The organism is Enterobacter sp. EGD-HP1, from assembly GCF_000733275.2.
Lineage (GTDB): Bacteria > Pseudomonadota > Gammaproteobacteria > Enterobacterales > Enterobacteriaceae > Enterobacter.
The window spans coordinates 191165-205131 of record NZ_AVOP01000036.1 but is presented as its reverse complement, the minus strand read 5'-3'; the positions used below and the strand labels follow the sequence as shown (position 1 = coordinate 205131).

The 13967-nt window shown below is 58.3% G+C and carries 8 protein-coding genes; 3 read left to right on the top strand and 5 right to left on the bottom strand.

All coding sequences use genetic code 11. The features are described from left to right. Positions 1 to 65 precede the first annotated feature (65 nt). Both acrD and narQ read right to left on the bottom strand, forming a co-directional pair. Positions 66 to 3179, bottom strand: a complete 3114-nt coding sequence (acrD, locus tag N037_RS22215) for a multidrug efflux RND transporter permease AcrD (RefSeq protein ID WP_023332979.1) — start codon at positions 3177 to 3179, stop codon at positions 66 to 68. A 154-nt stretch (positions 3180 to 3333) separates the two neighbouring features. Continuing rightward, complete coding sequence (narQ, locus tag N037_RS22210) at positions 3334 to 5016, bottom strand: nitrate/nitrite two-component system sensor histidine kinase NarQ (protein WP_032643632.1); 1683 nt, start codon at positions 5014 to 5016, stop codon at positions 3334 to 3336. A 152-nt stretch (positions 5017 to 5168) separates the two neighbouring features. Here narQ and aegA point away from each other — a divergent pair, with 152 nt between their 5' ends. The 3 genes from aegA to N037_RS22195 all read left to right on the top strand — a co-directional run bounded on the left by aegA (position 5169) and on the right by N037_RS22195 (position 8950). Continuing rightward, positions 5169 to 7145 carry a formate-dependent uric acid utilization protein AegA gene (gene aegA, locus N037_RS22205; RefSeq protein ID WP_032643566.1) on the top strand — a complete coding sequence of 659 codons (1977 nt, stop codon included), beginning with the start codon at positions 5169 to 5171 and terminating at the stop codon, positions 7143 to 7145. Positions 7146 to 7211: 66 nt separating this feature from the next. Continuing rightward, the gene (gene nudK, locus N037_RS22200; protein ID WP_032643564.1) at positions 7212 to 7805 is read left to right on the top strand and encodes a GDP-mannose pyrophosphatase NudK; all 594 of its coding nucleotides are present in this window, start codon (positions 7212 to 7214) and stop codon (positions 7803 to 7805) included. A gap of 101 nt (positions 7806 to 7906) precedes the next feature. Further along, entirely contained in the window at positions 7907 to 8950 is a 1044-nt protein-coding gene (locus N037_RS22195; protein WP_032643563.1) for a DUF1176 domain-containing protein, read from the top strand. 81 nt (positions 8951 to 9031) lie between these two features. Here the strand turns inward: N037_RS22195 and ygjK are convergent, their stop codons facing one another. Genes ygjK through N037_RS22180 form a run of 3 tightly spaced genes read right to left on the bottom strand, consistent with a single transcriptional unit; the run spans position 9032 to position 13925 of the window. Continuing rightward, positions 9032 to 11377: an alpha-glucosidase gene (gene ygjK, locus N037_RS22190; RefSeq protein ID WP_032643560.1), complete on the bottom strand. Its 2346-nt coding sequence runs from the start codon at positions 11375 to 11377 to the stop codon at positions 9032 to 9034. A 14-nt stretch (positions 11378 to 11391) separates the two neighbouring features. Beyond that, positions 11392 to 12450, bottom strand: a complete 1059-nt coding sequence (gene ygjJ, locus N037_RS22185; protein WP_032643558.1) for a protein YgjJ — start codon at positions 12448 to 12450, stop codon at positions 11392 to 11394. Between the two features lie 38 nt (positions 12451 to 12488). Beyond that, positions 12489 to 13925 (bottom strand): amino acid permease, encoded by a 1437-nt coding sequence (locus N037_RS22180; RefSeq protein ID WP_032643556.1) that lies wholly within the window; start codon positions 13923 to 13925, stop codon positions 12489 to 12491. Positions 13926 to 13967: the final 42 nt, after the last annotated feature.

Below are 13967 nucleotides of genomic sequence, written 5' to 3'. Positions count from 1 at the left end.
ATAGTGTGAATTAATCACACAATAAAAAGGCGGCCGATAAAGCCGCCTTTTTTTATTTCAATCACTTACTCAGCGCGTTCCTTTAGCGGGAAGCGGCGACGCACCAGCACAAAGAACAACGGTACGAAGTAAATGGCCAGAACGGTGGCCGAAATCATGCCGCCCATCACCCCCGTCCCGACGGCATGCTGGCTGCTGGAGCCTGCGCCCGTACTGGTCGCCATCGGCAGTACGCCAAAGACAAACGCCAGCGACGTCATCAGGATCGGGCGTAAGCGCTGACGGCAGGCGTGCAGCGTGGCGGCCATCAGCTCGTGGCCTTTGGCATTCATCTCGTTGGCAAACTCAACGATCAGAATGGCGTTTTTCGCCGATAGCCCAATTACGGTGAGCAGACCCACCTGGAAATAAACGTCGTTCTCGAGGCCGCGCATCCAGGTCGCCAGCAGCGCACCGATAACCCCAAGCGGCACGACCAGCATGACGGAGAACGGGACCGACCAGCTTTCATACAGTGCGGCCAGGCAGAGGAAGACCACCAGCAGAGAGAGCGCGTAAAGGGCGGGGGCCTGTGCCCCGGAGAGACGTTCCTGGTAGGACATGGCCGTCCACTCGAGACCAAAGCCGGCAGGCAGCTGCTGCACCAGTTTTTCCATGGTGTCCATGGCGGTACCGGTACTCACTCCCGGCGCGGCTTCCCCGACGATTTCAACCGCAGAGTAGCCGTTATAGCGCTCCAGACGCGGCGAACCGCTCTCCCAGTGCGAGGTGGCGAACGCGGAGAACGGCACCATGCCCCCAGCGTTATTCCTGACAAACCAGCGGTTTATATCATCCGGCAGCATGCGGAACGGCGCGGCGGACTGGACATACACTTTTTTTACGCGGCCGCGATCCATAAAGTCATTCACATAGCTCGAGCCCCATGCCGTTTGCAGGGTGTCATTGATATCGTTGATCGAGACGCCCAGCGCCTGCGCTTTACGCTGATCGATATCCACCTGCAGCTGCGGGCTGTCGTCGAGGCCGTTATGGCGAACGCGGGTCAGGCCCGGATCGTTGCCCGCCAGCGCTAACAGCTTGTCGCGTGCCGCCATCAGCGCCGTGTGGCCCGCGCCGGCGTGATCCTGCAGCTCCATATCAAAGCCCGCAGAGCTACCCAGCCCGCTTATCGCCGGCGGGCTGCTGGCGAAGACGCGCGCTTCTTTAATGTGCGCAAAGGCTTTGGTCGCGCGCTCAATGATGGCAAACGAGGTGCCCGTTCTGGTATCGCGCTCGTCCCAGTCCTTCAGGCGGACGAACATGCGGGCGACGTTCTGCCCGTTTCCGCCCGGGCCAGAGCCCACGGTGGAGAAGACGGACACCACGTTATCTTTCTCTTTGGTGAAGAAGTACTGCTCCACTTTCTGGACCACTTTCAGCGTCTGCTGCTGCGTTGCGCCGCTCGGGAGCTGCACCGAGGTGGTGAACATTCCCCGGTCTTCCATGGGCAGAAACGAGGTGGGCAGGTGCATAAACAGCCAGACCATGCCGCCCAGCAGCACAACGTAAATCATCATCCAGCGCAGGCTGCGATGGAGCACGCCACCGACGGCAGATTCATACCGTGCGGCATTGCGGTTGAACATCCGGTTAAACCAGCCGAAGAACCCTTTTTGCCCGTGTTGCTCCCCTTTGTGCAGCGGTTTCAGAATGGTGGCGCACAGCGCGGGGGTGAGGATCAGCGCCACCAGCACGGAGAGCACCATCGCCGAGACGATGGTTATCGAGAACTGACGGTAAATCGCCCCGGTGGTGCCGCCAAAGAAGGCCATCGGGATAAAGACGGCCGACAGCACCATCGCAATACCGACTAACGCCCCCTGAATTTGCCCCATGGATTTTCGCGTCGCCTGGCGCGGTGAGAGACCTTCTTCGCTCATGATGCGCTCGACGTTTTCAACCACCACGATGGCATCATCCACCAGCAGGCCAATCGCCAGCACCATCGCAAACATCGTCAGGGTGTTAATGCTGTATCCGAACGCGTAAAGCACCGCAAAGGTGCCCAGCAGCACCACCGGGACGGCAATGGTGGGGATCAGCGTCGCGCGGAAGTTTTGCAGGAACAGGTACATCACCAGGAACACCAGCGCGATGGCTTCCAGCAGGGTCTTCACCACGTCCTCAATCGACGCTTTAACGAAGGAGGTGGTTTCGTAGGCGACTTTGTACTCCAGCCCGTGCGGGAAATACTGTGAAAGCTCGTCCAGACGGTCCAGCACCAGTTTGGCCGTGGCCATTTCGTTTGCGCCGGAGGCCAGTTTAATCCCCAGACCGGAGGCCTGATTGCCGTTAAAGCGGCTCAGGTAGTCGTATTTTTCCGCCCCCATTTCCACCGTAGCGACATCGCCCAGACGCACTTCCGACCCGTCCTGATTCACGCGCAGGGTGATGTTGCGAAACTGGTCCGGCGTCTGCAGCAGGGATTGCGAATTAATGGTGGCATTCAGGGCCTGTTTATCGACGGACGGCGTTCCCCCCAGTTGCCCCACCGCAATCTGGGCGTTCTGGGCTTTAATGGCATCCGTCACGTCGGTTGCCGTCATCTGGTAGCTGTTCAACTTGTTGGGATCGAGCCAGATGCGCATTGAGTACTGTGAGCCGTAAGCGTCGATATCCCCGACGCCGTTAATCCGGCTGAGTGGGTCCTGAATATTACTGGCGACGTAGTCCGCAATGTCCTGCTTATCCATCGAGCCATCTGTCGAGACAAACGCGATGGTCAAAATGTTGGTATCACCGGTTTTACGCACGGTCACGCCCTGATTCTGCACTGCCTGGGGCAGCTTGCGCATGGCAGACTGCAGCTGGTTTTGGACCTGCTGCACCGCTTCGTCCGGGTCGGTGCCCGCCTTAAAGCTCAGGGTCACCGTCGCCTGACCCGTGGCGCTACTTTGCGAGGACATGTACATCAGGTTATCCAGACCCGTCATGTTCTGCTCGATAACCTGCGTCACGGTGTTTTCCAGCGTTTGTGCGGAAGCGCCGGGGTAGTTTGCGGTGACGCGCACGTTAGGTGGCGCCAGATCGGGGTATTGCTCAACAGGAAGTGAAGTAATCGCCAGGACGCCTGTCAGGCACAACAGGATGGCAAGCACCCAGGCAAAAATGGGGCGATCGATGAAAAAATTCGCCATGAAAATGTGACCTCGTTTTGCTGCACGTCATTATTGTTTATTGTCCGCATAACTTTAGCGGTAAGGCCCAGGTCAAACGTGGAGAAATAAAGGAGATAATGTAAATTATCATGCGCTTTTTCCTGCGCTTCCCTCTTTACCGTTATTTACCCGTTCACGGCATGGGCACCGGGAACGTCACGCTGACCAGCGTGCCGCCGTTTTGCGGCTGCGAAAAGTGCAGCCTTCCTCCGAGCCGTTGCGCACGTTCGCGCATAATGTTCAGCCCGTAGTGTCCCGGCGGCTCGCTGGCTTCGCCAATCCCGATGCCGTTGTCACGAATGCTGACGCTGTGCGTCCCGTCCGCTGCGGTCACGCAGCTTATGGTGATCTCGCTGGCCTGTGCATGTTTAATGGCGTTCAACACGGCCTCACGCACGATCTGCAATAAATGCACCTGCTTTTGCGCGTCCAGCGCCAGCGAGGAGAGGCGACAGTCAAGATGCAGCTTCGCCTGCGTCTGGCTCTGCAGGACGTCGAGCGACTCCTGCAGCGCCGCGGGTAAATTCGCGTGGTTCAGCGTCAGGCGGAAGGTGATGAGCAGCTCGCGAAGTTGCTGCCAGGCATTGTTCAGCTCGCGGGAGAAGTCGGAGATGATAGTCTGCGCCGGAGTATTGTCCTCCGGCACGGCGCGTTTGAGCAGCGCCAGCTGAATGCGCAAATAGGACAGCACCTGCGCCAGCGAATCGTGCAGCTCGCGGGCAATGGTGGCGCGCTCTTCCATCAGCAGCAGCTGCTGGTAATGTTTTTGCGCCTGGTTAAAATACAGCCCGCGCCCGAGCATGGTCGCCACGCTTCTCATCAGCGGAAGGGGGACGCTGTCCGTCTCGCTTTGCCAGCGCAGCTCGCCGTAAAGGGTGTCCTGCATCAGTACCGGCAGGTTTTGCAGAGGGATGCCCTCAGACTCCGTCCCTTCACACAGCCGCCAGTCGTCGCTGGTGCGCAGTTCGAGATAATTCATCTGCGTATAGTCATGAACAATCTGCAGGATATGCCGGAAGCAGTGGCTGTCTATCTGGCCGGTATTCAGCGCCTGCGAGCACTTGAACAGCATGTCGAGCTGCTGGTGGGCTTCATGCAGATGCCGCGTCTTCTCCGCGACCGAGGCTTCGAGCGAACGGTAGAGCGTCGCGAGCTCGGCTGACATGTGGTTGAAGGCGCGGGAGAGTTGGCCCAGCTCGTTCGGCAGGGCGGTATCCGGCGCCGGGGTTGCAAATTCCCCACGCTCAACCCGTTCGCTGGCCGCCACCAGATTGTTAAGCGGCACCACCACCTGGCGACGGATGCGTCGCAGGGTAAACAGCGTCAGGAGCAGGATCCCGAGAGCGCCCGCCAGCGAGAGCAGGGTCACCGTCTGAATTTTATGTTCGGTGTAGTGCTGGAGGGCGAGCACAAAGGCGTCAATACGGCCAACAAAATCCTCAATATGGGTTTGATACCATGCGCTGTCGCCGCGAGCGATGTGTGCATCCATCTCCAGCCAGGCCACGTGCAGCTGCTGGTAGCGCGCTTTGACATTGTCCGGGACGTACCAGCGGTTCAGCTTCTGCAGTGCAGGCGCGCTCAGCGTCTGTTGCCAGCTGTCGCGATGTGCGGCAAGGGAAGGGCTGTTGCGCTGCATCTCGTAGCCCAGACGATAGCTCTGCATGCGCAGCGAACCCGCGATATTAATGGCTTCGGCGTCACGCTGGCTGCTGGCCAGCGTCAGCAGCGCGACGGTGCTGGTCAGCACGGATAAGACAATGATCGAAAAGAAAGCCCAGGCAAGGCTTCCGGAAACGGGTCGTTTAACGGTCACAGAACGGCTCTCTGAATAAAATTGATCTGCTACAGGTTCACTGTAAATAATTCGGCATTCCGGGCATTTGAACATTGCCCGATCGCGCCGTGATGCGTAAATACCTTATTCATACAAAGAATAAGGTTATTGAACCAAAAACAGGTGTGGTTATGAATCGTTTTATTATGGCTAACAGCCAGCAGTGCATTGGGTGTCGCGCCTGCGAAGTGGCCTGCGTGATGGCGCACAACGATGAGCAGCACGTCCTGAGCGAGCGCCATTTTCATCCCCGCATTACGGTCCTGAGAGCCGGCGACAAGCGACACCCCGTCACCTGTCATCACTGTGAAAATGCACCCTGCGCGCAAAGCTGCCCGAACGGCGCCATCAGTAAATGCGATGACAGCGTACAGGTGAATCAACAAAAATGCATCGGCTGTAAGGCCTGCGCGGTGGCCTGCCCGTTTGGCACGATGGAGATTATCGTCACCCCGCTCGACAACGGCAGCGTGAAGGCCTCGGCGAACAAATGCGATCTCTGTCTGAGGCGGCCACACGGCCCGGCCTGTATCGAAAATTGCCCGGCAGATGTCCTCTCACTGGCGACGCCTGCTGTCCTTGATCATCTGGCGAAATCGCGCCGACAGCGCACGGCCTGTCTGGAGGCGCAGCCCTGGCATGCGGAGGCCGTCGGAGAAGATGCTCCGCGCACCAAACTGCAGCAGATGCAGGGGACGGCGCCACGCGGCGAGCCCGATAAACTGGCTGCCGCAGAGCGCGTAAGCCATTTTAACGAAATTTACCTGCCGTTCCGGGACGGGCAGGCCGCCCGCGAGGCGTCGCGCTGTCTGAAATGCGGAGAGCACAGCGTTTGCGAATGGACCTGTCCGCTGCATAACCACATCCCGCAGTGGATTGAGCGCCTCAACGCGGGGGATATCGCCGGCGCGGTCGAGCTTTCTCATCAGACCAACTGTTTACCTGAAATTACCGGCCGTGTCTGCCCGCAGGACCGATTATGCGAAGGGGCCTGCACAATACGTGAAGAGGCGGGATCCGTGACCATCGGTAACATCGAGCGCTATATCTCCGATCGGGCGCTGGCAATGGGCTGGCGGCCGGATATGTCCGCCGTCACGCCGTCGGGTAAACGCGTCGCGATCGTCGGCGCGGGGCCCGCCGGGCTGGCGTGCGCCGACGTGTTGGTGCGCAGCGGCGTGAGCGTGACGGTCTATGACCGGCATCCGGAAATCGGCGGATTGCTGACCTTTGGCATCCCGGCATTCAAGCTGGACAAATCGCTGCTCGCGCGGCGCAGAGAGATATTTACCGCGATGGGGATCCGCTTCGAGCTGAACTGCGAGGTGGGTCAGGACGTGTCGATGTCGCAGTTAAAGAACGATTACGACGCCCTGTTTATAGGGGTGGGAACCTACCGCTCGATGAAGGCAGGTATCCCGCATGAAGACGCGCCGGGGGTCTATGACGCGCTGCCTTTCCTGGTGGGCAACACGCGGCACGTTATGGGGCTGGCGGCGACGGCCAGCGAACCGTTCATCGACACCCAGGGCTTAAACGTGGTGGTGCTTGGCGGGGGCGATACCGCGATGGACTGCGTCCGCACCGCGTTACGCCACGGTGCGGCGAAGGTGACCTGCGCCTATCGTCGGGATGAGGCCAACATGCCGGGCTCGAAGAAAGAGGTGAAGAACGCCAGAGAAGAGGGCGCGACGTTTGAATTTAACGTCCAGCCGGTTGAGCTGACGCTGGATCCTGACGGAAAGGTCAACGGTATCCGGATGCTGCGTACCGAGCTTGGAGAGCCGGACGCGCAGGGACGGCGTCGGCCCGTTCCCGTGGCGGGCAGCGAGTTCGTGATGGCCGCAGATGCGGTCATCATGGCGTTTGGTTTTAACCCGCACGCGATGCCGTGGCTGCAGGCGCAGGGTGTCGAAACGGATGACTGGGGGCGGATCGTTGCCTCCGTTGAGAGCCGTTACCGTTACCAGACGACCAACCCCCAGATCTTCGCCGGGGGCGATGCGGTACGCGGCGCGGATCTGGTGGTAACCGCAATGGCGGAAGGACGTCACGCGGCGCAAGGGATGCTCGACTGGCTTGGGGTTAACGCGCCAAAACATCATTAAACCGGCGGGCGACAAAGCGGGATTCACGGCGTAGTATAGGACGACTCATTGTGTCGTGGAGCCCGTATGACCCTGAAAATTAACGTTATCAAAGACAAAATTCTCTCTGAAAACTACTTTGTCCTGCGTAACATCACCTATGATCTTACGCGTAACAACGGTGAAGTGATCCGCCACAAGCGCGAGGTCTACGACCGCGGCAACGGAGCAACCATTCTGCTCTATAACCGTGAAAAGCAGAGCGTGGTGCTGATCCGTCAGTTCAGGGTGGCGACATGGGTCAATGGCAACCCCGACGGACGTCTGATTGAAACCTGCGCGGGCCTGCTCGATGATGATGAGCCGGAAGTTTGTATCCGCAAAGAGGCCGTAGAAGAAACCGGCTTCGAAGTGGGCGAGGTCAAAAAAGTCTTTGAGCTGTTTATGTCACCGGGCGGCGTGACGGAGCTCGTCCATTTCTTCATTGCGGAGTACAGCGACGCGCAGCGCACCCACCGGGGCGGAGGCGTTGAGGATGAAGATATCGAAGTGCTGGAGCTTCCTTTTTCCCGGGCGCTGGAGATGATGCGTTCAGGCGAAATCAGGGATGGTAAGGCAGTGATATTACTGCAGTATTTACAGACAACCGGGTTAATGAACGCTGCTTTCGAACGAATGTAGTCTGTTTTTCGGGTATATCTGATAAATCCGATTGAGCAACCCCGGCGGGAACACGAAGATACTGCCCAGTTAAGCGTTTTCGTTCCGGGATTGTGCCATTCATGCGCTACAGCGTCTTTTTAATTTCCCTGTTTTGTGTGCTCCTCGCGCCGCTGGCGCGGGCTGCACCTGCCCAGCAAGCCTTCTCTGACTGGCAGGTGACCTGCAATAACCAGAACTTTTGCCTTGCGCGCAATACCGGTGAGCACCGTGGTCTGGTCATGACGCTCACCCGAAGCGCCGGGGCGAAAACGGATGCCACGCTGCGCATCGATCTTGGCGGTCTTGATACGCCGTCGGTCAAAGAGCCAGAGATTGCCCCCCGGCTGCTGCTGGATAACGTTCCCCTGAAGCTGGACAAACAGCGCTGGCAGCTCACGCCATGGCATCTGAAAACGGACGATGCGGCCACTATCACCGCCTTTCTGAAAAACATCCAGGAAGGGAAGGCCCTGACCCTGCGCGGCGGTAAGCAGGTCATTTCACTGAGCGGTCTGAAGGCCGCGCTGCTGTTCATTGATGCGCAGCAAAAGCGCGTCGGCAGCGAAACCGCGTGGATCAAGAAAGGTGACGAACCGCCGTTAAGCGTTCCGCCTGCTCCCGCCTTAAAAGAGGTGGCGGTCGTCAACCCGACCCCGACGCCACTCTCCCACGCCGAACTGAACGACCTGCTGGACTATGGTACCGGACGGATGAACAGCAGCCAGTGCTCGCTGGATCCTAACCGCCGGGAAGTGCGCGTCACCGCGTTGACGGATGACAAAGCGTTGCTGATCGTCAGCTGCGAAGCAGGGGCCTATAATACGGTCGATCTGGCATGGCTGGTATCACGTAAAAAACCGTTCACCACACGCAGCGTCAGGCTGCGTCTGCCGTTTACGCCGTCAAGCGACGGCAGTGAGATGGAGTTGATGAACGCCAGCTTCGATGAGAAGACGCGCGAGCTGACAACGCTCGCGCTGGGACGCGGTATGGGCGATTGCGGGATCCAGACGCGCTGGCGTTTTGACGGCCAGCGTTTCCGCCTGGTGCGCTATGCGGAAGAGCCCAGCTGCGACAACTGGAACGGGCCAGATGCCTGGCCCACGCTGTGGATTACACGGTAGTTTTTTGCGGGTGGCCCGGTGCGATGGTCTTGTAGGCCGGGTAAGCGCCAGCGCCACCCGGCAAAGCAGACCGCACCCTCGTTACCGTTTACGGAAAAAGTCGTTATACAGCATGTAAAGATGCGCCGCGCTCCATGAGAAGTTAGGCGCGCCCTGCTGAGCGCCGGTCAGCGGGTTGTAGTTTTCCTGAATCGGGCCGTCGGACGTTAACCCCTTCGCGTGCTTAAAGAAGTTTTCTGCCAGCGTTTGCGCCTGTTCCCGGTAGCCGTAGCGTTCCATCCCTTTCAGCCCAAACCAGAACTGGTCGACCCAGACCCGGCCGCGCCAGTAGATATCCGGACCAAATGCCGGGTTGGTTAGCGCGGCAGTCCCGAGCGGCACGTGCGTGTTGAACTCTTTCGGATCCAGCATCACCTTCACCACGGCATCCGCATGCGCCTGCGTTGCCGCACCGTTAAACAGCGGCGACCAGCCTTCCGGTCCTTTACCGCGCTCGACGATGGGTTTACCCGCACAGCCGTTCGACAGCGGTTTATCCTCAATCCGGATGTCATAATAAAAGCCGCTCTTCGCATCGAACATGCAGGTATTGATGTAGCTCGCGAGCCTATCCGCCAGCTGACGGTAGCGGCTGGCATCCTGCTCTTTACCCAGCAGGCTCGCCATCTGCGCCAGATAGTGATTGTCGCTGTACATATAGCTCGCCTGGTCGACTGACTCCTGCAGCAGCGAGTAGCCCAACAGCCTGCCCTCTTTGTCGCGGTTTTCGGCAAAACTCACCGTCCAGTCGCTGCGCTTGCCGCCGTTTGCGATGTATTTATCCAGCTGGGATTGATCGATAAAACCGAATACGGCGGCGTCATCGCGCCCTGATTCCCACGAGGCCGCAACCTGCGCCGGGATCTCCAGACTGTCGTAATGGCCCTTGTCGATGACTCTGGCATAGTTCTTCAGTCCGGAGAGGGATTCTTCTTTGTCGCCTCTTTTCACCGTGAAGAGCATGTCGCCGCTGGCGGTATTATGGGCCTTGTCGCGCGTCGCGCCGTACTCCGGCACGCCGTTGCCGTTGTGGTCGCGGTTGCGCAGCCACCAGTCGTGATAGGCCACCAGTTTAGGATACATTTCCGCCAGCCAGGCCTTATCCTGCGTGGTGTTGTACACCTCCATCACCGACCACGCCGCCAGGCTCGGTTTGGTATTACGCTCATTCCAGTTGCCGCCGTCGCCGCCGCGTTCCGGGCTCAGGTTCCAGGCGATGAGGTCCGGCACAAAGCCGGCATCCTGCGGGCGAACCGGATCGTCGGGTTTGATTTGCCAGGAGAAGACCGCGCGAATGTTCTCTTTGGCGATTGCCGGGTTGAAATGCGACATGGCAAACGCCTGTTTCCAGGTATCCCACGGCCAGGTCTGGTTGCCGGAGAACCAACGTCCGGTGACGGATGGCGTCACCGTGTTATAGCGCACCGCGCCGCCCGGCGAGCGCCAGTTGCCGTTCAGCGTTTCGATGGCCTTCACCGCCACGCGGGTTTGCTCTGGCGTCGCATCAGGGTTGGTTAGCCCTTTCTGCAAATAGCCTTCCCAGCGCTGCTGCGAGGCCGTCATATAGAAGGCCGGGCGCGCCAGGATATCGCGGATCTGCACCTGCTCGTGCTTTACCTCATCGGCATTCAGCAGATGGGAATAGGTGGTATACAGCGTGGTGCTGCCGGTAACGTGCGCCCGGCTGGTAAAGCGATGCCCGTCGACGGTGGTGTCAACGGGGAGGGATTTATGAACCTGATATTCGGAACTGCCGGAGGTCAGCAAATCCCAGGTGGAGCGCACTTTGCCAAAGGTCACCTTCAGGCCGTCACGCGTGGGGACCAGCCTGCGCTGGTAATCCGGATACGCGCCGTCGATGGTCTTATTCGACAGCGGTTTGCCCTCTTTGGCCTCCAGCTTCTCCAGCAGTTCGCCGTCCCATACCAGGTCGAGCGGTGTCTTGCTGATGATGCGGGTTTCCAGCAGCGAGGTGCGCGCGGAGGCAAAGCGCAGCGTCATCGCGATCTGCACATCTTTTGCGTTCAGCTTCTGCACCAGCGCGCCGGGAATGCTGTAGGCCTCAAGGGTAAAATCGACTTTTTTGCCGTTCTGATACACGCTCAGGCGATCGAAATTGGTCGCCATAAAGTTAATGTACTCTTCGGTGAGCAGCGCTACGCCGGGAAATCCTCCCTGGGTCTGCGGCCCGTCCGGCAGCAAATGACCATGCCAGGCACCCAAATCGAAAAAGGGATTAAACCGCTGGTGGTCGTCAGCGTCGAAATCGTGCATGTATTCCGGCGCACCGGAACGGTTGATGACGTTTTTAAAATCAGTTGGGGTGGTGGCGTGAGCCGAAAAGCTGAGCGCCAGCGCGCAGGCCAGCGGTGTAAGGCTGAGTTTCATATCGGAAGATCCTTTTACCAGTAGAAATATTGCATCAGGAAGACCTGGTCGCTCGGGTCGCCGGAGGCATTTTTCATGTAGAAGCGGCTGTCGGCCGCGGTAGCAAAACGGCCATCGCCGTACTCGTACCAGATACCGAACTGCATAAACGAGGTCGTTTCATCGGCGGCATTGTCCGGGCGATGCTTTGCGTAGCTGTAGGCGGTGGAGAGATAGACGCCTTTTAACGCTTCAACCATGGCGCTGACCATATACCCGGTCTCTGTGCCGGAGACGTCCCTGCCGCTGGCGCGTCCGGTGTGATGCCAGGCGCGCGCCGCCAGGTTGGGCGACAGAATGCCGGTCAGGAAGAGTTGACCGGTCCCGTCGGTGACCTCCAGGCCGTTCATCCAGGTGACGTCTTTGACGATGTCATACTGGATATAACCGTTGGCCATCGCCGGATAGGTATACTTATCGTCATATCGATCGTATTTGCCAAAATGCAGCCAGGCTTTGCTCTCGTCGTGATGCCCCGCAGGCGTGGCGGTGACGCTGTAGCGCAGGTTACCGGAGCGGTTCTGTACCTTGAGCGCGTACATAATGTCGCGGGTGTTGGGGATCACATACCCCAGATCGGGCGTGAAATCCCCCCACCACTGCAGGTCATCGAGGGAGGAGTCCTGACGCAGGCTGAGCATGATTTCGGTGCTGTCGTCAGTTTTGTAGCCGCCGTAAAAGCGGTTAAGCCCGCCTTCGAATCCGCCCCAGCTGTGGTCGGGCACCCAGGCGTTCCCCTGATGGTCAGCCTGTACGGTCCAGCCCTCGCCGTAAATCAGGCCGAACCAGTGCCCGTGCTTCATTTCCAGACCGCCCTCAATATAGGTGCCGTCACTGTATTTATGCTTATTCTGGCCCTCTAAATCCATATATCCGCCAACCCCCAGCTCGCCATAAAAACGAAATGATGGAGAGGTCATTTCCGGCGTTTTGGTATCGTCGTGCTCCGCTGGCCGAGCCTCTTCTGCGGCAAATGACGGGCAGCAGAAGGAGAGGGCAGCGAGTGCCCCAATCGTTTTCTCTTTAATTTTCATGCACTCATCCCAATGAGAAAATATCCATGCCTTAAGTGTTAATTAATATTTGAGGCAGGTGACGCTTCTATTTGTTGTTGTTCTTTTGATAATCCCCTGACGTATTTGCTGTATTTCCACCAGGCAAATCCGAGGAATAAGACAATGCCACCGACGTTATAGAAAATAATCGTCAGAATATTGGCACCGGTGGGGAAGGTTGAGGCCACAAAGCCGATGGCAAAAATCACAATCAGCATCGACACTACCACCATCCCCGTGGTGCGTGAGCCCATTTTGAAATCACGCGGGAGATGGTCGAGCTTACGACGCAGGTTCAGGTAAGCCAGCATGATGAACAGGGGCGGTAACATTGACGCGGCCGCGGTCATGTTGATGACGGTATTCATCAGCTCCTGCGCGGTGTTCGATCCCATGGTTGGGATAATCATTAACGGAATGACGATCAAATACTGGATCCACGCCGCGCGCGCCGGGACGCCATTCTCGTTCAGCGCCACGGTTTTTGGCCCAAAGATGCCGCTCGGAATTTCAGAGAAGAAGATTTTGACCGGGGTCGCCGTCCACATCAGCAGGGAACCGAACATCGCGGTAAAGGAGACCAGGCCGACAAAGCGGTTCATCAGCACTTCCGGCAGGCCAAACCATACCGCCAGGCCGTGGAACACCTGTACCGAACCACCGGTGAATTTCAGCTCCTTGCTGCTGATGAAGACGTTAATCAGCACCGAGGAGATGGAGTAAAGCACGCCGATGAAAATCCCCGCCAGAATGATCACCTTAACGAAGGATCTTGACCCGCCCTTCACGTCGTTAACGTATACCGCAACGGACTCTGCGCCCCCGGCGGCCATAAATATCCAGGTGGTGATGCCAAGAAACGCCCAGTTAAAGTTCGGGATCATCGCGTCAACGGTAATCGGGTCGGCTGGCTGCACGCCGCCCATCAGCGCCGCACCGGCCAGCAGAATATAGGAGAGGGTCAGCAGCAGCATCAGCGTTGAGGTCACAGACGTGATCGGCCCCAGCATTTTCGCCCCGTTGGTGGACACCCAGGTTGAGAAAGCGAACAGCACCATGCTCAGTACCGTGGTGGCAAACGGCGTAAGGATGTACTCATAACCCAAAAAGGCGTAAGAGGCGTAGGCGATGACGCGGGGTAATAACGAGGTAAAGAAGAACAGGTTTACGAACCAGTAGGTGTAGGCGGTAATAAACGCCCAGCGCCCGCCCAGCGAGCTTTTCACCCAGGCGTACACCCCGGCTTCGGAGTTTTTATTCAGGGAGACAAACTCCGCGATGATTAAGCAGAAAGGAATGAAGTAGAACAGGGTGGCTAAAAAGAACATCGGCGCCGAGGCGAGCCCCAGCTCGATATTGTTGTTGATAACGTTGTTAAAACTGAATACGGCGGCAAACGTCAGCGACAGCAGGCCGAATTTGCCGATGGTATTACGCTTGGTAGTTTCAGACATAACATATCTCCGGGTACGAGGAGGGCGGTGCTTCATTGGCAC

Excerpts from the sequence above, each read along its gene's own strand:
- acrD (WP_023332979.1), bottom strand. The coding sequence starts at position 3,179 with ATGGCGAATTTTTTCATCGATCGCCCCATTTTTGCCTGGGTGCTTGCC.
- aegA (WP_032643566.1), top strand. The coding sequence starts at position 5,169 with ATGAATCGTTTTATTATGGCTAACAGCCAGCAGTGCATTGGGTGTCGC.
- nudK (WP_032643564.1), top strand. The coding sequence starts at position 7,212 with ATGACCCTGAAAATTAACGTTATCAAAGACAAAATTCTCTCTGAAAAC.
- N037_RS22195 (WP_032643563.1), top strand. The coding sequence starts at position 7,907 with ATGCGCTACAGCGTCTTTTTAATTTCCCTGTTTTGTGTGCTCCTCGCG.
- ygjK (WP_032643560.1), bottom strand. The coding sequence starts at position 11,377 with ATGAAACTCAGCCTTACACCGCTGGCCTGCGCGCTGGCGCTCAGCTTT.
- ygjJ (WP_032643558.1), bottom strand. The coding sequence starts at position 12,450 with ATGAAAATTAAAGAGAAAACGATTGGGGCACTCGCTGCCCTCTCCTTC.
- N037_RS22180 (WP_032643556.1), bottom strand. The coding sequence starts at position 13,925 with ATGTCTGAAACTACCAAGCGTAATACCATCGGCAAATTCGGCCTGCTG.